Consider the following 19,051-nt stretch of genomic DNA (forward strand, 5'->3'; position numbering starts at 1 on the left):
CTTTATTTCTTTTTTTTTTGCTAAGTTGAGTAACTTTTTTGTTCGCCTGTCCATTATATATAAAAACGCAAAACAGCGCTTCTCCATTAACGGTAGAAACGCTGTTTTGTATACTATTACAGTCCCTTGACTTCAAACTCATAGATTCGCGCGGCTGTATCGGCCCCCTGTGAGGGCTTAGTAATGATCAGTTTTACATAGCGGGCTTTAACTAATGCAATCGCCTCAGTCGTCTCAGCTGCCGTGTTTCCTTGGACCTTGACAGCATCGGCCCAATTCGTACCGTCACTGCTCACCTGAATGGTATAATCGCTGGTATTGAACCCGGACCATTCTCCTCCGCTCTCAGCATGCTTGATGACAAAGGCACTGATTGAATGATCGGCGCCCAGATCGACTTGAAGCCAGTGAGGCAGATTGCCAAGCGCGCACCATTTACTGTTGTCCGTCACTTTACCGTCTACGGCATTAGGCGCTCCTTCCTTTTCCCCGCAGGCTTGATCGGCTGTTACAGCTTTGCCAAGTGCCAGATTCTTCACCGAACCGGCTTCCTTGCTTACTGTGATTAATGCCTTTTTCGATATTGTGTCTTGGCCCGAGCTGTTAGTTGCAGTCAGTGTAACGCTATACACACCTTCCTGATTGAACGTTGCCACCGGGTTCTTCGCGGTGCTGACAGCCGGGCTTCCACCGTCGAAGGTCCATGACCAGCCTTCCGTCACTTCAGTCGACAGGTCGGTGAAGTTTACACTCTCACCTGGAGCAACCAGCGTCCGGTCGGCCTTGAAGTCCGCAGTCGGCTTCGGATAAGCCGGCCAGCTGATCTTCACGCTGGAGGCCTGACCTTGCCCGTATCTTCCATTGACCGCAACGACCTTCAATACCGTTACTGCTTCCTTGTCTATTCTTCTGATCTCAGGGACGTAAAACACATGATTCGGCGTTGCCCCCATTAGCACCTCATTGCCATCGGGCAATACCCGGTAGATTTCATACTGCTTCACCTGCTGATCAAGCGGCTTCCACTGCAATCTGGCATCCCCATAGATTCCATTGCGGAAATCAGATGAAGTGGCTTTCAGCTCACTAACCGCCGGGAGCGGCTGAATCGGGTCATTGGCATTTTGGATGGCGAGCTGGCCAATGTGTATGGCATAATCACTTATCGTATCCCTGGTATCAAAATACAGTGACAACGCCACGATCCGTTTCCCTTTATAAGGGGTCAAATTCAGTGTTTCTGTAGTCCAGCCTGGTGATGTTTTATCCTTCACGTTAAGAAAGACAATCTGGTCGGGATGGTCTGCGAAAGCAAGGCCAACCTTCAGGCTCGGCTTGTTCTGCGTTTTGTACGTAACCGACAGCTTCGTACTTGCTTCGATCTTCAGATCTGTTTTATAGAGCTTCAGATGTGTCGCATTATCATGGCTCAGCACACCTGATACCTTCAGCGAGCTGCCGCCGTAATACGCATCGGACCAATCCAGCACCGGTGTGAGCGGTGTTCCTTTGCTGTCTGCGATCCAGCGCCATGTCGGCAGGATATCCTGCAGGCTCCGGTTATTCCATCCTTTATCCCGTACCTGCTTCCCGTGAACGTAATACTTCTGTCCGCTTCCAGTGTTGAAGCTGGTGATGAAGGGCAGCTTATTTACAGGTGATGCTTCAACCACATCGTTCGCGATTCCTTTCCAGGTCTGGCTGCTCGCAGTGTTGCCAGGATTTCCGTTAGGGCCCACCCAGAACTTGTTCTCGCGGATGAAGAAATCCTCCATACTCTCTGCACTGTTAAAAGCCCAGTCCGGGCGGTAAATCCCCAGAGAAGTGACTGCAGGCTTCCCTTCCGGGAACAGCAGATTCCAGTTCACCTTCGTATCATAACCTTTGGCTTCAACGTCAATGCCTGCATACAGGTCAAATGGGCTTCTGCCCAAGCCTTTGGCCTTTTCCGCCGAGCTTCCAAGATCCTTCCACCAGAAGTTCAGGAACATACTGTCTGTTATCTGCTTTCCATTGTCCTGCAAGAACATCGCATTCTTATCATTTAGGGCATTCTGCCAACTGATATTGCCTTCCTTGGTCATTGAATCGTACCATACGATGTGCAGAGATGCAGATTGGTGCGATTCAAGATAACTCAGGAAAGCCTTCATTTGCTGTGCATCAGCCGGTGTTCCACCCTCTGTCTCCTGGTTAATGAACCAGCCGTCAAATCCGTAATACTCCGCAACCTGGATCAGCTTGTCAGCGGCAGGAAAGGAGCCGTCACTCTTCTGCTCCAGCATTTCCTTCACCCATTCATATTTACCGCCATACACGGCTGGCGGGAAGAACACCGTTCCGAGGATCGGCACGCCATTCTTATGAGCAGCGTCGATCGTATCGGCACTTGGAGGCACGATGATCCCTTCGCCAGCCGAGCCGCCCCAATAGACCAGTTTGTCAACATATTGCCAATAGGTAAACGTGTTTGCCCCGAATTTGTCCGAGCCCTGGGAGGGGACTCCGCTTGTTCCCGGATTCAGTGCTGATAAAGCCATGACTTTTGGCGCTTTAGTCGCATGAGAGTTGACCCCTGCTCCCACAAAACGGTCCTGCAGCGGGATAGTACTGCGGTTGAAAGCGGCGTCCGGGTCTGATGCCGGGCTCCACTGAAGCAATTGCTCTGGAAACCAATAGGATGAATAAGGCTGTTTTGCGAACGCAGAAGTGGATAATGCAGCACATATCACAATTAAGAAGATAAAACCTGCACCTATCTTTTTCATGCCATCCTCCTCCAATGGATCAATTGATGTGAATGTCAGCCTATTTATGGGCTGCTTTCCACTCGTCATATTGCTTCTGTGCTTCGGCAATGACTTTATCCAGACCGGCATCCTTCATCTTGGCGATTGCCTTCGGCAGATGTTCATCCGGGTCGACTGCACCTGTCATGATGGGCGGATAAAATTCTTTTACGATCGCCGAGATGGACGCCACTTCTGTCTTCACTGGATCAGGGTTGAAGTTGAAGCCAAAGCTTGGTGCCACCTTGGCGGAATTGTTGAACTCCTTGAACGCTTCCCATTTATCAGCAGGATCTTCCTTGTGGCTGTAGGTCAGGAAGAGATTGCCTAGTGCGAATCCCGGCATCTGGTAACCGTCTTTCATAGCCGGCAGATCTTCAATGACGTCTTCAGAGATCTTCTTGTAATGTGTGCCTTCGATACCGTAGTTGATCAGGTTGCGCAAATATTTGTCCGAATTGAGCAGGTTCAAGAACATCATCGCACGTTCCGGATTTTTGGAATTCGCCGAAATTGCGTGCATAGAACCAGTAGCGGAGCCTGTGAAGATAACCGGATCCTGCATAGGTGAGGTCACGATGTCATAGCCCGCACTTCTCGACCAGCCCAATTCTGCATAAGGCTGCGTTTGCTCGCGGTCCGCGAACCATTTGCCTGTCTTGATGTTATCAATGCCTTCCAGAGTTGCAACATCTTTGCGCAGATAACCAGCTTGATAGTATTTCCGAATGGTTTTGAGCGAGCTTTTCAGTTCGTCGGATTCAAGGATATTGACGTATTTGCCATCCGTTGAATTCATATTCATCCCAACCGGGAATTCATCGCCCAGGAGGAAGTCAAACGGCATATATGGCTTGAAGCCTTTCGGTACGGCCAGTGGCGTAATGTCAGCCGGCTCGCCTTCCTTGATTTGTTTCAAATAAGGTTCGAGGTCCTCTAGGTTACGGATTTTGGTAATATCCATCTTATACTTATCAACATACTGTTTGTTAAAACGCCATACCCACTGTGAGGCCAGTTCCTTGTTCACCGGCACGGCATAATTTTTGCCATTCACCTGCGATCCAGCCAGGAAGCGCGGGTCGAGCTCTTTTATGATATCCTGACCGTATTTTTCCAGTAAATCATTGATTGGCAAAAACGCACCCCGAGTCGCGTTCGGCAGGTAGTCAAAAGCCCAGGAGGAGGTAAATGCGATATCGTAATTCTCCCCGGAAGCAGTGATTACCGGCAACCGTTTCGAGTAGTCGCCCCAGTCAATCATTGTGATGTCGACGGTTGCATTGATTTTGTCCGTCAAATATTTATTCATTTCCTCTTGAACCGTTGGCAGGTCACGCTGTGGACCACCAATCAGGTATACCTTGAGCTTCACCGGTTCCAGCTTATCCCCGGCCTGACCGCCGGATTCAGTTGAGTTGGCCGATTGGGTCTCGGACGGCTTATTCCCATTACTGTTCTCCTTCGTGTTGTTGCTGCCACAGCCAGCCAATGTGGAAGCGAGTGCAAACAGAAACACAACCATCAGCAATACCATTTTCTTGGACTTCATATGTCTCCCCCTAATCAATATAAATATCTATTGTTACTGCCCTGGATCGGGCAGATACAACTTATCCAACTTATTCTTTAACCGAACCAATCGTAAGCCCTTGGATAAAATACTTTTGGAAAAAAGGATACGCCAGTGCGATTGGCAGCGTAGCCAGCACAACCATAGCCATACGTACGGTCTCTGTCGGCAAGGTCGCAGCAATATCGTAGGATACTACCTGACTACTGTTTTGTACGATGAAATCCATATTGTTCTGAATCCGGATTAAAAGTGTCTGCAGTGGTATTAAATTGGGATTATCAATATACAGAAGCGCATTGAACCAGTCATTCCAGAAGCCAAGTGTACTGAAAAGCCCGATAGTCGCAATACCCGGCAGCGAGATTGGCAGCACGATACGTGTGTAAATGCCGAATTCGGTTGCTCCGTCGATCTTGGCCGATTCGATGATCGCATCCGGTACAGTTGTCGTAAAAAAGGTGCGCATGACGATAATATAGAAGGCGTTCAGTATAGATGGGAAGATCAGCGCCCAAAGGGTATCCCGCAAATGGAGTACTTGCGTAACGACGATATATCCCGGGACCAGCCCCCCGGAGAACAGCATGGTGAAGAAAGCGAGAAAGCTGAAGAACCGGCGCTGGTCAAAGTTTTTGCGTGAGATTGCGTACGCATATGTAGAAACGAGATACAGCGTCAGAACGGTTCCAATGACCGTTACGGCCAGGGTCACACCCAAGGATTGAACCATTTGCTCACCGGACCGCATCAGAAACCGGTAGGCGTCCAGACTGAGCACCTCGGGCAGAATGCTGAAGCCGTTGAGAGCCAACGTCTTCTCGTCCGTAAACGAAATGATAATGATAAAAATAAACGGGAAGATACAGGATAGGGCGAATAAGCACACACCCACATTAAATATAAAATTCCATAATGGACTAATCGCATTGATGTCCCTGTTTTTTCTTTTCCTGGGAGCAGAGAACACTGTTCTCTCCATAGATTTGCTTAAGTCATTCATTGCAGGCACCCCCTTGCCGATTTTTTAGAATACGGCATAATCCTTTTCAATTTTGCGTACCGCGTAATTCGCTAGCAGTACCAGAATCAGACCGACAACGGATTGATATAGGCCCGTAGCCGTACTCATTCCTGTATCGCCCATGATCGTCAGTCCCCGATACACGAATGTGTCAATAACGTTAGTGACCGGATACAGTGCGCCTGAATCCCGCGGAACCTGGTAGAATAAGCCGAAATCCGAGCGGAAGATGCCGCCGAGTGCCAGAACTGTCAAAATGATCATAAGCGGCTTTAGCATCGGCAGTGTAATAAACCGTATCTGATTCCATTTGGTAGCACCGTCGATCATTGCCGCCTCATAATAAGAGCGGTCAATGCCGGCGATTGCTGCAAGATAAACGACGCTCCCGTATCCGGCATTTTTCCAGAGACCCAGAAAGATAAGAAAATACGGCCAAAATTTCGTCTCACTATACCAGCTGACCGGGTCTTCACCAAAGAAAACAAGGAGCTGGTTGAACACGCCCTTTTCTACATTGAGGAACGAGAATACAAAATAGCTAATAATAACCCATGAGAGGAAATACGGCATAAACATCGCAGTTTGGTAAAATTTCGCCAGCCGTTTGTTTAACAGCTCATTCATAATGATGGCAAGCGTAACCGCGAGCACCAGTCCAAGCATGATCAAACCGACGTTATACAGAATCGTATTGCGCGTTATGATATAAGCATCATCTGTCGAGAACAGAAACTCGAAATTTTTGAAACCGACCCACTCGCTCTTTAAAACGCTTTCAAAAAATCCTCCCGGATGAATCCGGAAATCCTTAAAGGCAATAATCGTCCCAAACATCGGCAAATATGCAAAAATAATAAACCACGCTGCTCCCGGTAATACCAGCAGAAGAAACGCCCTATTCTTCATCAGTTTCTTCAAGATGCCTTGCACGGCTGTCCCTCCTTTGATTCACTTGCAGCTGAGTTCATCCACTGTTCATCCCCTATAATCAACAATGGTTAACTTCAGCTCACTCAGTGTTTTGGATCTTCCCGTTCACCCCTGTCTTTATTATGAAAGCCGGGCAGCCGCCGTGAAAGTTGAAAAATACAATAAAATGATGGATTAATTAAAGATAGCGCCTTCATTTCACAAAAAAACACACCTCCTCAAGGTGTGTTTTGGTAGAAGGCAGGTCGCCGCCTACTTTTTCATATACATCGAACGCAGCTCCGTAGGTGAAACGCCGGCATATTTCTTGAACTGCCTGTAAAAGTAGGAAGTATCCCAATAGCCAACCTCCGTTGCCACCTCCGCCGTCTTTTTGTCCGAGTACAGCAGCAGATGGGTGGCACGTTCAATCCGGTACTGATTGACATAATCGGAAAAGCTCGTGCCCGCCTCCTGTTGAAACAACTGCCCCAGATAGTTGGGATGAAGGTCCAATTTCTGGCTGAGCGTCTTCAGCGAAAGCTCCTCTTTGTAGGTGTTTTTTACGAAATCCAGTACAGCCAACACATGGGGGCTATAGTCTCTTTCTGCCGCATGATAAGTATCGAGGGTTTGATGGACCACACTTTTCACCAGCTGCTTCAGCCCGCTGCGAGTATGAATTCTGGATAAAGGACCGAATACCTCTCCGTAATCCGGTGTCTTTTCCAGAGTCTTGGCCGCCAGCATAAGCTGAATTGCGGAGTTGAAGAATGGCGTTCTTGCGGAGTGCCCGGCCTCTGCCTGAACATCAAAGAAGTCGTCGATGAACCCGTCAACCTCAAGACGCTGCCCGTCCCGGAGCAACTTATGGAATTGATCCATAGCGGGCTCCCTCTTTTCATACGTATAAGCAGCTTCATTTCTGTCGTCCGCTGTCACTAAGACAGTCTCTGTATCGCCTAACAAATGATTCTGAAACCACAGCTTCACTTGTCTGCAGCTTTGCGGAAATCCCAGATAGGATTGCTCGGACTGTCCCTTCACCCCCCATACACAGGCTCCTGTATCAGAGACGATCCACTGCTTCATCCCGCAAAGCGCATGATATTCCCATTCTTCTTCTTCCCTGCCGGTTGAAGCGAACAGCACAATGATATCTCCTTCCTGATCAGGGAAACAGATGATCTCACAGCCGTCCGGTACATATTCCCCACCTATGATTTCACATTGCTCAGCGATAATGGGTCTGTACAACTGCGGTTCCTCCATATCGAGACCAGTTACAATCCGCAGCGCAGCAGCACTGTAACGTGACTTGGTTAAGGGGATTTCCAGCAGCTGCGCACGCTCCCGGAACTCTTGGGCATCAATGGTTTCGTTCGCCCACCGCTGCAATATATTGGTTCTCAGAATCCGCCAGCTCTGATCTATATGGATTTGTCTGACTTCCTCCCGCTCCCAATCGTGCTGCATATGCTTAATCGTCGCTTCTAATTCGCCGATATTGACCGGCTTGAGCAAATAGTTCTCGACACCCAGCGTGATGCCTTCCCGCACGTAATTGAATTCCTCGTAACCGCTCAGAATGATGAACTTAGTGAGGGGACTGCGTACTTTGACTTCCCGGATCAGCTCAAGTCCTGTCATCCGGGGCATCATGATGTCCGTGATAATTAAATCTACGGATAACCCGTCCAGCGTTGCTAGCGCTTCCACGCCATTTCGCGCTGTACCTGCTATTTGCATTTGATTCGCATTCCAATCGATGATGGACTGCATCCCTTGGACAATGAGTGGCTCATCATCCACCAGCAATACGTTCCTCATTCGGTTAGTCCTCCCTTGTGAATGGAATTTCGATGATGACTTCACAACCTTTACCCTGCTCGCTGATCACACTTATTCCATACTCGCTGCCATAATTCAAACGAACACGTTCATGTACATTTTTTAGACCCAGAGAATCACTGGATAGCAAGGGTGCCCCCCCCTCACTCCGCAGCGCCTTGCGCAGCTCGATCATTTTCTCAGGCGCAATGCCCTTGCCGTTATCCTGCACACGAATAATGATGTGTCCCCCCTGTTCTGCAGCCGATATGGAAATCCGGTTATCGTCGTCATCCGCCCGAAAGCCGTGAACGATGTAATTTTCGATAATCGGCTGTATCAGCAATTTCACTACGATGCTGCCGGCGACCGCCATCTCGATGTTCGTTTCCACCTGCAGCTTATTCTCGTACCGGTATTGGATTAAGGCCAAATACATCCCGCACAGTTCGATTTCTTCGGCCAATGTGACATGGGTCTGTTTTTTGACCAAATGCCTGAACATTGTGGCGAGAATATAAATCATTTGACCGACATCCCTGGCGCCTGAACTGATGGCCTTCATGCGTATACTCTCGAGCGTATTGTACAGGAAATGCGGATTAATCTGCGCCTGCAATGCCACGAGCTGTGCATTCTTCTGCTTGATCTCAGAGATGTAGACGGTCTGGATATAGGACTCCAGCCGGTCACACATATGGTTAAAGCTTTGCGAGATCTGCTGCAGTTCGTCCTCCCCTTCCATTTTGATCCGCTTGCTCAAATCACCCTCCTGCCAGCGCCGCATGTAGACGATAATTCTGTGGATTTTTTTGGAGTAGCGGCGGATAACGGTGAACGTCACGGAGATGCTGATCATGATGCATAAGATCACAATCCCTGTAAGACTAAACCGTAAGGTCTGAAGGCTCTGTACGATTTGAGACTCCGGAATAATGGCAGCAGCAACCATCCCTGTATTCCCGATATTCAGCAACTGTACTTTTGAACGTTCCTCCAGTTTCACCCAATCTCCAGGCTTCGTCATCTGCTTCCAGTATGGATAGACAGTATTATCGTATCGCCCCTGCGAGTCAAAAATCACTTGCCCCTGCGATGTGATCAGCATGATCCGGCTGCTCGTATTTTTCAATTTTTCCTGCAGCAGCCCTTTAATACGGTCGGTGTTGAGTTCGAACAGAATGGCACCGTATTCTTTCAGCGTCACAGGATCTTTAAGCACATTCACGTAGCTGTAAGGTGTAGATTCCCCGATGACTTTTCCCTTGAACAGCGGCTCGTTGCCCAGATACTGCCATGGCTGATTCCGGAACCGTTCGTACCAGTACTGATGCTCAGCGGATAACGGCGGCTGATCGTAAAAATGCTGTGTTTCCCGGTTCAGAACGTAAAAAAAGTCCTGATCCGAGCTGTACAGGACAATGTTCGAGATGGATGCCTCCTCCTTCAGCAGCTGTCGTAAATGATAATCAAAGCTGTTACGTTCTGTCCTGTAGCTGTTTGCGTATTGATTCAGACGCCACTTGAGAAAGTTCTCATACTCATGAGTCAAAAAATACTTCAGATCGTCCCCAATCATCGCATCCGTATAAATCTGCTGTACCGCACCATACATCCGTTCGTTCTGCTGATTCAGACTGATGCTGATGATGTCCAGTTCCTGGAGACTCGCATCCATCTGCTCCCGTACGAGCCGCTGCTCGTAATAGCGGTAAGCCAGGATAGAGACACTAATAAACAAGAGAACCATGACCATGGAGTAGAAGAGGAGGATCTTGTTAAACATTTTTTTCTTCAGATGATTTTGATAAAAGATCCGTATCTTGGACATTCGCGCTTGACCGCCTCCTTCGGAGCCAATTTTCAACTCAGTGTATCACCGTTCGTTAAATTTAGGCAATAAATAGAACATGCAGTGCCTTCCATTCAACTTTCAATTGTCAAAAGGAAAAGAACCCGCTATAATGAGCGCATTCCCCTAAGTTATTCACTTTTACCCCAATTTGGATCTATCCCTATATACTATTCACCCTCCGATTATATGAATTGGAGGTCCACACGATGTTCCTTACCGAAAACAAGCTGCAGGCACGTATTCATGAATTATCCACACTCCGTTACCGGGACCGGAAGACGCTGAGCGTATTTCTTGCTTGCGAAGACCACCGGGAAGATATTAATCCTACGGTGCCAGGTGCCGAAGCCCATTGGCAGACAATGCATATTAACGAGACCTGGAGTGGCCGGGATCTCTATTTGTGGCTACATACTCATGCTGAAATCCCTTTATCATGGGAACATAAGCGCGTCGTCGGGTTGTTTGATTTTGGCGATACCGGGGGTGGAAACAACTCCGGATTTGAATCCCTTTTCTATTGGGAAGGCAAACCATTTCAAGGCGTCGATTCCAATCATAAGGAAGTGTTTCTTCCAGCTTCGGTGGCAGGCCACTCTGCTGAGCTGGTCTTCCGTCTATGGTCGGGTCTTGAAGGAGGCGGACAACCGCGCAATCTGACCCATACCCTCAAACAGGCGGAGTTATGTTGGCTGGATGAGAAAATAGACGATCTTGTGTTCACCGGGACGGCCATTCTCGAAACCGTAAAAATCCTGGACCCAAATGCGCCGGAGCGGACCAAGCTGCTGCAAGTGCTCCAGCAATCCTTCCGTATGATCGACTGGGCAGACCCCGAATCAGAGGTGTTTTTCAAATCTGTCTACGAAGCCAGAGACCATCTTACCGCCTGCCTGGAAGCTATGGACAAACTATCCGATGTGACCATCACCTGTATTGGCCATACCCATATTGACGTTGCCTGGCTGTGGCGGCTTAAGCATACACGCGAGAAATGTGCGAGGTCCTTCTCTACGGTGATGCGGCTGATGGAGATGTTCCCGGAGTATGTTTTTTTGCAGACACAGCCCCAGCTATATGAATATGTGAAAGAAGATTACCCGGAGTTATACGAATCCATCAAGGAGCGAATTGCGGAAGGACGCTGGGAAGCTGGTGGCGGCATGTGGCTTGAAGCGGACTGCAATCTGACCTCGGGCGAATCGCTAGTTCGGCAATTGCTGATCGGTACACGTTTCCTTAAGGAGGAGTTCGGTTCCGAATGCAGATACTTATGGTTGCCGGACGTGTTCGGCTACAGCTGGTCCCTGCCGCAAATTTTGAAAAAATCGGGCATTCATACCTTCATGACCACAAAAATCAGCTGGAACCAGTATAACCGTATGCCTTTCGATACGTTCCATTGGCGTGGCATCGACGGCTCGGAGGTATTGACCCATTTCATCACAACACCTGAACCGTGGTCGGAGCCAGGGTCATGGTTCTACACCTATAACGGGAAAATCATCCCCAAGACGGTCAAAGGAATATGGGATGCCTACCGCGACAAGGAGATGAATCAGGAACTGCTGCTGTCCTATGGCTATGGTGACGGCGGTGGCGGCGTGAACCGTGAAATGCTCGAGATGCGGCGGCGGCTGGATCAGTTGCCCGGGCTCCCAAAGGTAACTACCGGACGTGCCGATGCCTATTTCGACAAGCTGCAGCAGACGGTGGCGGATACCGATTCATACATCCATACCTGGGACGGCGAATTGTATCTGGAGTATCACCGCGGAACGTATACCAGCCAAGCTTATAACAAACAGATGAACCGTAAGCTCGAACTGGCCTATCGTGAAGCCGAGTGGCTGAATGCTCTGCAGAGCATTTTGCAGGAAGACTGGAACCTGTATCAAGCCAAACCGCTGATTTCAGGCTGGAAAATCATTCTGCGCAATCAGTTCCATGACATCATTCCCGGCTCCTCCATCCAAGAGGTGTACGAAGACAGCAGAGTCGAATACGAAGAAGCGTGGCAGATCGGCAGTCAGATCGACACACAGTCCCGGGCGGCGATCGCTACAGGGATAACAGCAGGCAGCTTCTCAGTATGGAATTCCTCACCATGGTGTATTACAGAGCTTGTGGCTATTCCCGCTTCTACGGGCATGGAGCAGGGCTACTGGTTAAGCGATGCAGGGCTGCGCTTGAATGCACAGCTGGATACTGGCATTTGGTATATTGAGGTGAAAGATATACCTTCGCTCGGGTATACAACGATACATTTCCATGACGATGCTGAATCCGTCCATTCTGGGCTGGCACCATTCATCCATACAGAACGTGGGATCGAAACCCCTTTTTATCAATTGGCATGGAACGAAGCCGGGCAGTTAACCCGCATTTACGATAAAGCAGCACGGCGGGAAGTACTGGCTAAGGGAGCTAACGGTAATCTGTTGCAGGTGTTTGAGGACAAGCCTCTGGCACATGAAGCTTGGGATATTGATATCTTCTATCAGGAAAAAATGACTGAGATTCGAGATTGTTCGGCAATCGAAGTAATTGAGACCGGTTCGCTTCGGGCCGTCATCCGGTTCCATTGGCAGTACCGGAATTCCACAATTACGCAGAACCTGATTGTCTATGCCGCGAACCGGCGTATTGATTATGTGACCGAAGTCGATTGGCACGAGAAGCAGCAATTGCTGAAGGCAGCTTTTCCGGTTGGCATCCGGTCTACAGAGGCAACCTATGACATTCAGTTTGGCAACGTGAAACGGCCGACTCATTGGAATACGAGCTGGGATTGGGCGCGCTTCGAATCGGTCGGGCATCAATGGGCTGATCTGTCCGACAAAGGGTACGGTGTCAGCCTGTTGAATGACTCCAAGTACGGTTATGATATTAAAAACAATGTCCTGCGGCTGTCGCTGATCAAAAGCGCTACACATCCTGATCCGCATGCGGATCAGGGGCTGCACCGCTTCACCTATGCCCTTCTACCGCATCAGGGGGACTGGCTGGCCGGACAGACCGTCAAGCAAGCCTGGTTCCTGAATGCCCCAATTCGCTATACGAAGGGGCATGCAGAACAGCCAAGCCGCTCCATGTTCGCCTTGTCAGGCGATACTGCTATGATCTCGGCAGTCAAAAAAGCAGAGGATTCAGACTGCATCATCGTGCGTATTCACGATTACTCCGGAAGCTCCAACACGCTGGAGCTGAAGAGCGGTCTGCAGATTCATGGATGGAGAGAAACGAACCTGATGGAACAATCAGATGGCGAAATGCATAACGATGCTGACATCTGCTTTGTCCTGGAACCTTATGAGATTAAGACTTTTGAAATCGACTTGCGGCGCTAACTGTCAAGCCTGTAACGAACTTTCACCGCCGGGTTATCGCCCATGCCGGGCGCACCACACGCCAAAAAGCCCGCGTTTGTGCGGGCTTTTTGGCGTACAAATCAAACCTTACGGTGCCACAAAGAAGAATAGCTGATTGTCCGCTCCGAAATAGGACCACTGCTGGATTTTGGTACCGTTCATGGTTGAAGAGCTTGGAATATCCAGCACTTTGCCGCTTTGTCTGTTCACAACCTTATAATAGCCGCCGCCAACTGCTTCAAGCTTCCACTGCTGATTATATCCTCCTGTACCCGTAAGCGCCCACTGCTGAACGCCCGCACGATCCGCGGTGGAGCCATCTATCACATCCAGGCCTTTACCGCTGGCTGTGTTAACGATGTTGACATACCCGCTTCCTGCATCGCTGATCGTCCACCGCTGGTTATTTCCGCCTGCATATTCCCATTGCTGGACAAGCGCGCCATTCTCCGTAGAACCATCAGTCACATCCAGGGCCATTTCGCTTGCTTTGCTCAAAATCTTATAGGTGCCGCCGGTCACCGGGGCCGAGTTGGACCACCATTTGAATGTGATCGCACCACCGGCAGGAACCGTGTACGTGAATGACTGGGAATTCCACTGAATCTTGACGGTTTTAGTGCTGGACAGCCGGTTGGACAACACAAGCGCAATGGAGCCGTCCGGATTTTTATAGGCTACGTCCTCCATGCTGTTCTCAAACGTATTCGAATCAATACGGGACGCATTCAGGTCGACAAATTTACTGCTGTGCCCCAAACCGTAAAATTGCGGATTGTAGGTTACTGAGTCCGTAGTGTCAGAGCGGATGGTCAGCAGGCCGCGGTTGGCCGTATCAATTCCGGCGAGCGCAGGGCCGCCATTCTGATCCAGCGCGACATTCCACATGATATAGGACTTTGCCCAGTTTCTGGGGAAGCGGATCATATGCATCATCAGATCCTGGAACATTCCTGCGTTCGTCCCGCCGCCAATCCACGTTCCGCTGCCGCCTTCCGTGAACCAGATCCGTTTGGTCGGAAACAGGTTATGCAGCGTGGTCAGGTTGGGATGGCTGAGGTCTGAATAATAATGAAAAGCACTGCCCTGCGTATAGACAGATGCGTCAGATTCCAGCACTGACTTGGCATAGCTAATATCGTCATAGTTATGGTCATAAGCCATAATTTGAGTGTTAAGTCCGTTCTGTGCCAGCTTCGGTCCCAGCACTTTGATCAGATTGCTTTGTTCACCGGCTGACATTAGCAGTCCGGGATAGTGTGGGGCATTTTTCGGTTCATTCTGTAGGGAGAGGGCATAGATAGGCGTTCCAAGTGCGGCATACTGCTGCAGATATTTCACCAGATAATTGGCATAGGCATCATAGCATTCCTCACGCAAGGTGCCGCCCATATCACCGTAGAGGCTTTTTGGTGTCTTCTTCATCCAGGCGGGAGGACTCCATGGGGCGGCGAACAGCTTGATGCGGCCCGGATTAACGTTATAGGCCTGATTAAGCATAGGGCGGATATAGGCTTCATCCCTCCAGAGGGAGAAAGCGCTCAGGTTCATATCATCACTATTCCCGTACGTATCATCATAAGTCCACATTTCCCAGTTGAAGTCAGTAGCGCCGATCGGCTGGCGGAGGGCGCTGATGTTGATGCCGCCAGCGCTGAACAGCTGGTTCATGACCTCGGTTCTTTTGGCTGCAGACAGTTTATTTTGCAGCAGCCAGCTGGATGAATCTGTGAGTGAAGCTCCGAAACCGTCCATCGTCTGATACGTTCTTCCCTCATTGACACTAATCGTATAGTCGGCACCTGCGCTGGATGCAGAGAAGCTGACATCCGATTGTCTTGCCAACCAAGTATTTGTATTGGGATTGGACAACCATACCTGTACGTTTTCACCTGCAGCCTGCGCCTGCTGCGGTGAGGACACCGCCCCCATGGGCACGGAAATAGCCAGAACAACTGCCAGAGTCAGCATTTTTTTGATTGCCATAACAGTTCACTCTCCCTGAATAATATGAACTTCTCAAAATGCCCTTATAGTGCTAACAGTTTGGATGACTTGACCCTTTCTTCTCTGATTATGAACGGAACAGCGGCGAAATTGCCTCCGCCGCTGTTCCTAATCATTCCAAGTTTTATTTAATTCCTTTTTCGTCAAAATACTGATACGATTGTTCCTTCACATAAGCCAGGAGTTTTTCGATCCCGGCCTTTTTCAGCTTGTCGCGGTAGGTCTTGAGTGCAGCGTCCACATCAGGAATCAGTCCGAGCATCAGCGGTTTGCCGTATTGCTCAAACACCTGGTTAACCGCTGCAAGCTCGGTTTTGACCGGATCATAATCCATATAAATAGGTCCGAAAATATCCGGCTTGCTGATTGGCTTGAATTCTTCCTTCAGCTTATCGAGACCGTCCCAGCCTCCTTCTTCTTTCAGCATGTTGGGCTCATAGCGCCAGCCCCAGCTTGCGATATCGAAACGAGGCGTCACATTAAGATCGACACCCGGTGCCGGAATGACAATCGATTTAGGATCTTTGCCCTTGGCCCAGTGCTTGCCTTCGATCCCGTAGGTCATCAGATCAAAGTAAACAGGGTCGTTGCGAAGCTTGTCTAGCACCATCAGCGAGCGTTCCGGATTCTCCGAGCTCTTCGGAATAGCCATCGCGTTCGAGCTTGGCAGTGTCGGCATTACATAATTGTGGAACCGGGTGAACGGGAAGTAGCCAATGTCCATATTCAGTTTTTTGGCCTTCACCTCATTAATAAAGCCGCCAGCGCTGGACGGGTTGCGCCAGTAGATCGCTCCTTGTCCGGTCTTGATGAAATCGCCGGCTTCCTGCTTCGAGGACAGCGAGTTTTTGTTCCAGTAGCCCTTCTCTGCCCACTCCTTCATCTTCTTGACCCAGGCTTCGTACTTGTCGGTAAACGGTACGATTTGAATGTCACGCGGAGTATCGTAAGAAGTGGCTCCGATTAGCTCGGTTCCACCAATCATCTGGAAATCATTCCAGGATTTGAACAGGACGTTCACGTTATCATAGACCAAGCCATTGATCGGGGTAACATGCTTCTTCGTCTTCACGGCATCCATGTAAGCCTCAATCGAATTCAGGTCGCTGAACTCCGGCAGACCCAATTCCTTGCGCCAGTCCTCCCGGTAGACGTAGCCGGATGGCGTGTATTCCGGATTCGTATTCGGCACTGCGTAAATACCGCCGCCGACCGTGACGGAGCCCCAGTCATCCTTCGGCACATTGCCCCAGGTTACCGGCGCATATTCAGGGAGCAGCTTCGTCAGATCCAGGAACGCTCCCTGCTTGGACAGCTTGTAGAAATCTGCCCAGCTTGATGCGAAGATCATGTCAATCTTCTCACCGGAGGTTAGCAGCAGATTATATTTAGTCTGCCAGTCGTTCCAGGTAGTAAACTTGAGATCGACCGTAGTATTCAGATCCTTTTCCAGCATCTTGTTCCATTCGGCCATCACCTTGTCCATATCCTTGTGTGTATCGCCGACCAGATACCAGGTCAGCTTTACCTTTTTTGCTGTAGCCTCACTTGCCGAAGGGCTGGCATTGCTTCCAGACGGATCCGGATTGTTCTTTTCCGCCGCATTGTTATTCGATCCGCCACAGCCTGCCAGCAGCGATGCCAGCATGGAGAGCGAGACGAGCAACGTCCATCTTTTTTTGATTTTTCCCAACTTGATTCCTCCTCAATTAATGTGCTAAATGCTTCGAGCCTGTCTGACCTTGCCCTTTATTACTTACAAAAAATACTATGTTAGCCGGCAAGCCGGTTCTAACCTTTGACCGCTCCAACCGTAAGCCCTTTCACGAAGTAGCGCTGAACGAAAGGATACAGCAGGATAATTGGCCCTGTCGCCACCACAGCAACGGCCATTTTGAGTGTTTCTGTCGGCGGCACGACATTAGCGGCCAGATAGGCCCCGTTATTCGTCTGCAGCACCGCTGCGCTGGACAGGATTTTATAGAGCAGGAATTGTAGCGGATATTTACTATCCGTTGTAATGAACATATTGGCATTGAACCAGTCGTTCCAGTAGCCGAGTGCTAGAAACAGCCCGATTGTGGCGAGTCCCGGCGTCGACAGCGGCAGAATCAGCCTCTGGTAGATTTTGAAATCACCGGCGCCATCAATTTTGGCGGACTCTACAATGGATTCAGGGATCGACTTCATGAAGCTGCGCATCAGGATAATGTTCCAGGCACTCAGCAGCGGAGGCAGAATCAGCGCCCAATAGCTGTCTTTGAGCCCCAGATTTTTGGTCATGAGAATATACCAGGGAATCAGGCCGCCGCTGAACAGCGTTGTGAAGTAAATAAAGAACGAAATACTGTTGCGCATCGCGAAATCCTTGCGGGAAAGGACATACCCTGCCATCGAGGTCAGGAAAATGCCCAGCAGCGAACCGGCGATGGTCACACCGATCGTTACACCATAAGCCCGGTATATTTGCTCCGGCGTACTGAATAAGGACTTATACGCCTCGAACGAGACCGTGTCCGGGAACAATTGAAAGCCTTTTGAGATAATCTCCATCTCATCGGTAAAAGAACCGACGACGATTAGCCAGAAGGGGATGAGACAGATCAGTGAAACGAGTGTCAACAGCGTGTAGCCGATGATATTAAAAACGATGGTTTCCTTGTCCTGCTTGATCCGGCTGCCTTTGGAGGCATCCGCTTTGGCTAGTTGTTTGACTTGGGTACTCATGCGTATACCTCCTTTCTAAAACAAGGAGTAGTCCTTGTTCGTCTTACGGATGATGTAATTGACAATCATGATTAAAGCAAAGCCGAAGAATGATTGATACAGGCCGGCTGCCGTACCCATACCGATGTCAAAATTGACTGTCAGGGAACGGAACACAAATGTGTCGATAATATCTGTGGCATCGTAGAGCATACCGTTGTTGCCGATAATCTGATAGAACAGATCGAATTGCCCCTTCATAATGCCGCCTAGACTGAACAGAATCAGCAGAATGAATGTAGGCTTCAGCAACGGCAGCGTAATATTGCGGATTTGCTGAAAGATAGTCGCCCCGTCGATTTTCGCTGCTTCGTAATATTCATCGCTGATCGCCATAATGGCCGCCAAATAAATGACAGTGCCATAGCCAAGCCCTTTCCATACACTAAAGAACACAATAATGAACTTCCACGGTGCCGTGTGCAGGTAGAAATCATAGGAATGAAGTCCAAGCTGCTTAAGTACGCTATTGACTACCCCAAGATCTGAGAACAGGTTATAGACGAACGCGCCTACCAGCACCCAGGACAGAAAATAGGGAAGAAACATCAGCGACTGGGCTGTCTTCTTAAACAGCTTGCCGGACAGCTGAGCAAGGAATACGGCACAAATAATCTGCATGATATTACCCAGTAAAATGAACGCCAGATTATACAGCACGGTATTCTTGGTCAGATTCCACAGCACTCCAGTATTAAATAAGAACTTAAAATTCTCCATCCCGACAAACTGGCTTCCAAAAAGCCCTCCGTCAAAATCAAACTTCGTAAAGGCGTAATACACGCCTATCATCGGGATGTAACTAAACACAATGAAAAACACAATGGTTGGTGCAATCATTAGCAGAAGCGTCTTGCTCTGACGCAGCTCCCGGATGATCCCGCCCTTTCCGGACATCGAATCGGCCTCCTTCTCCTTCTGTTT

At 49.4% G+C, this 19,051-nt stretch carries 11 protein-coding genes; 1 reads left to right on the forward strand and 10 read right to left on the reverse strand.

The window, feature by feature from the left end; genetic code table 11:
* Positions 1–116: 116 nt before the first annotated feature.
* The 6 genes from ACTJKB_RS28815 to ACTJKB_RS28840 form a co-directional block, all read right to left on the reverse strand.
* A complete protein-coding gene (locus ACTJKB_RS28815) occupies positions 117–2,768 on the reverse strand; it encodes an endo-beta-N-acetylglucosaminidase (protein WP_440837729.1) in 2,652 nt (883 codons plus the stop codon).
* 40 nt (positions 2,769–2,808) lie between these two features.
* Positions 2,809–4,341 carry an ABC transporter substrate-binding protein gene (locus ACTJKB_RS28820; RefSeq protein ID WP_440837731.1) on the reverse strand — a complete coding sequence of 511 codons (1,533 nt, stop codon included), beginning with the start codon at positions 4,339–4,341 and terminating at the stop codon, positions 2,809–2,811.
* Positions 4,342–4,411: 70 nt separating this feature from the next.
* Positions 4,412–5,365, reverse strand: a complete 954-nt coding sequence (locus ACTJKB_RS28825) for a carbohydrate ABC transporter permease (RefSeq protein ID WP_440837732.1) — start codon at positions 5,363–5,365, stop codon at positions 4,412–4,414.
* 24 nt (positions 5,366–5,389) lie between these two features.
* Positions 5,390–6,319 (reverse strand): ABC transporter permease, encoded by a 930-nt coding sequence (locus tag ACTJKB_RS28830; RefSeq protein WP_440837733.1) that lies wholly within the window; start codon positions 6,317–6,319, stop codon positions 5,390–5,392.
* Between the two features lie 252 nt (positions 6,320–6,571).
* A complete protein-coding gene (locus ACTJKB_RS28835) occupies positions 6,572–8,128 on the reverse strand; it encodes a response regulator transcription factor (protein WP_440837734.1) in 1,557 nt (518 codons plus the stop codon).
* 4 nt (positions 8,129–8,132) lie between these two features.
* A complete protein-coding gene (locus ACTJKB_RS28840) occupies positions 8,133–9,959 on the reverse strand; it encodes a sensor histidine kinase (RefSeq protein ID WP_440837735.1) in 1,827 nt (608 codons plus the stop codon).
* Between the two features lie 230 nt (positions 9,960–10,189).
* Between ACTJKB_RS28840 and ACTJKB_RS28845 the strand changes: the two genes are divergently transcribed.
* Positions 10,190–13,333: an alpha-mannosidase gene (locus ACTJKB_RS28845; RefSeq protein ID WP_440837736.1), complete on the forward strand. Its 3,144-nt coding sequence runs from the start codon at positions 10,190–10,192 to the stop codon at positions 13,331–13,333.
* A gap of 108 nt (positions 13,334–13,441) precedes the next feature.
* On the opposite strand, the gene ACTJKB_RS28850 is transcribed toward ACTJKB_RS28845, so the two are convergent.
* From ACTJKB_RS28850 to ACTJKB_RS28865, 4 genes are all read right to left on the reverse strand, one after another.
* Complete coding sequence (locus ACTJKB_RS28850) at positions 13,442–15,340, reverse strand: RICIN domain-containing protein (RefSeq protein WP_440837737.1); 1,899 nt, start codon at positions 15,338–15,340, stop codon at positions 13,442–13,444.
* Between the two features lie 145 nt (positions 15,341–15,485).
* On the reverse strand, positions 15,486–17,054 hold the full coding sequence (locus ACTJKB_RS28855; RefSeq protein ID WP_440837738.1) for an extracellular solute-binding protein: 1,569 nt from the start codon (positions 17,052–17,054) through the stop codon (positions 15,486–15,488).
* A 98-nt stretch (positions 17,055–17,152) separates the two neighbouring features.
* Complete coding sequence (locus ACTJKB_RS28860) at positions 17,153–18,088, reverse strand: carbohydrate ABC transporter permease (RefSeq protein WP_440837739.1); 936 nt, start codon at positions 18,086–18,088, stop codon at positions 17,153–17,155.
* Positions 18,089–18,103: 15 nt separating this feature from the next.
* The gene (locus ACTJKB_RS28865) at positions 18,104–19,024 is read right to left on the reverse strand and encodes an ABC transporter permease (protein ID WP_440837740.1); all 921 of its coding nucleotides are present in this window, start codon (positions 19,022–19,024) and stop codon (positions 18,104–18,106) included.
* Between the last annotated feature and the right edge of the window lie 27 nt (positions 19,025–19,051).

The sequence above is a fragment of the Paenibacillus sp. 22594 genome, assembly GCF_052044425.1.
GTDB lineage: Bacteria > Bacillota > Bacilli > Paenibacillales > Paenibacillaceae > Paenibacillus_AQ.

What these genes read in the sequence shown, in the direction of transcription:
- ACTJKB_RS28850 (WP_440837737.1), bottom strand. Translation starts at nt 15,340, where the DNA reads ATGGCAATCAAAAAAATGCTGACTCTGGCAGTTGTTCTGGCTATTTCC.
- ACTJKB_RS28860 (WP_440837739.1), bottom strand. Translation starts at nt 18,088, where the DNA reads ATGAGTACCCAAGTCAAACAACTAGCCAAAGCGGATGCCTCCAAAGGC.
- ACTJKB_RS28835 (WP_440837734.1), bottom strand. Translation starts at nt 8,128, where the DNA reads ATGAGGAACGTATTGCTGGTGGATGATGAGCCACTCATTGTCCAAGGG.
- ACTJKB_RS28820 (WP_440837731.1), bottom strand. Translation starts at nt 4,341, where the DNA reads ATGAAGTCCAAGAAAATGGTATTGCTGATGGTTGTGTTTCTGTTTGCA.
- ACTJKB_RS28840 (WP_440837735.1), bottom strand. Translation starts at nt 9,959, where the DNA reads ATGTCCAAGATACGGATCTTTTATCAAAATCATCTGAAGAAAAAAATG.
- ACTJKB_RS28845 (WP_440837736.1), top strand. Translation starts at nt 10,190, where the DNA reads ATGTTCCTTACCGAAAACAAGCTGCAGGCACGTATTCATGAATTATCC.
- ACTJKB_RS28825 (WP_440837732.1), bottom strand. Translation starts at nt 5,365, where the DNA reads ATGAATGACTTAAGCAAATCTATGGAGAGAACAGTGTTCTCTGCTCCC.
- ACTJKB_RS28815 (WP_440837729.1), bottom strand. Translation starts at nt 2,768, where the DNA reads ATGAAAAAGATAGGTGCAGGTTTTATCTTCTTAATTGTGATATGTGCT.
- ACTJKB_RS28865 (WP_440837740.1), bottom strand. Translation starts at nt 19,024, where the DNA reads ATGTCCGGAAAGGGCGGGATCATCCGGGAGCTGCGTCAGAGCAAGACG.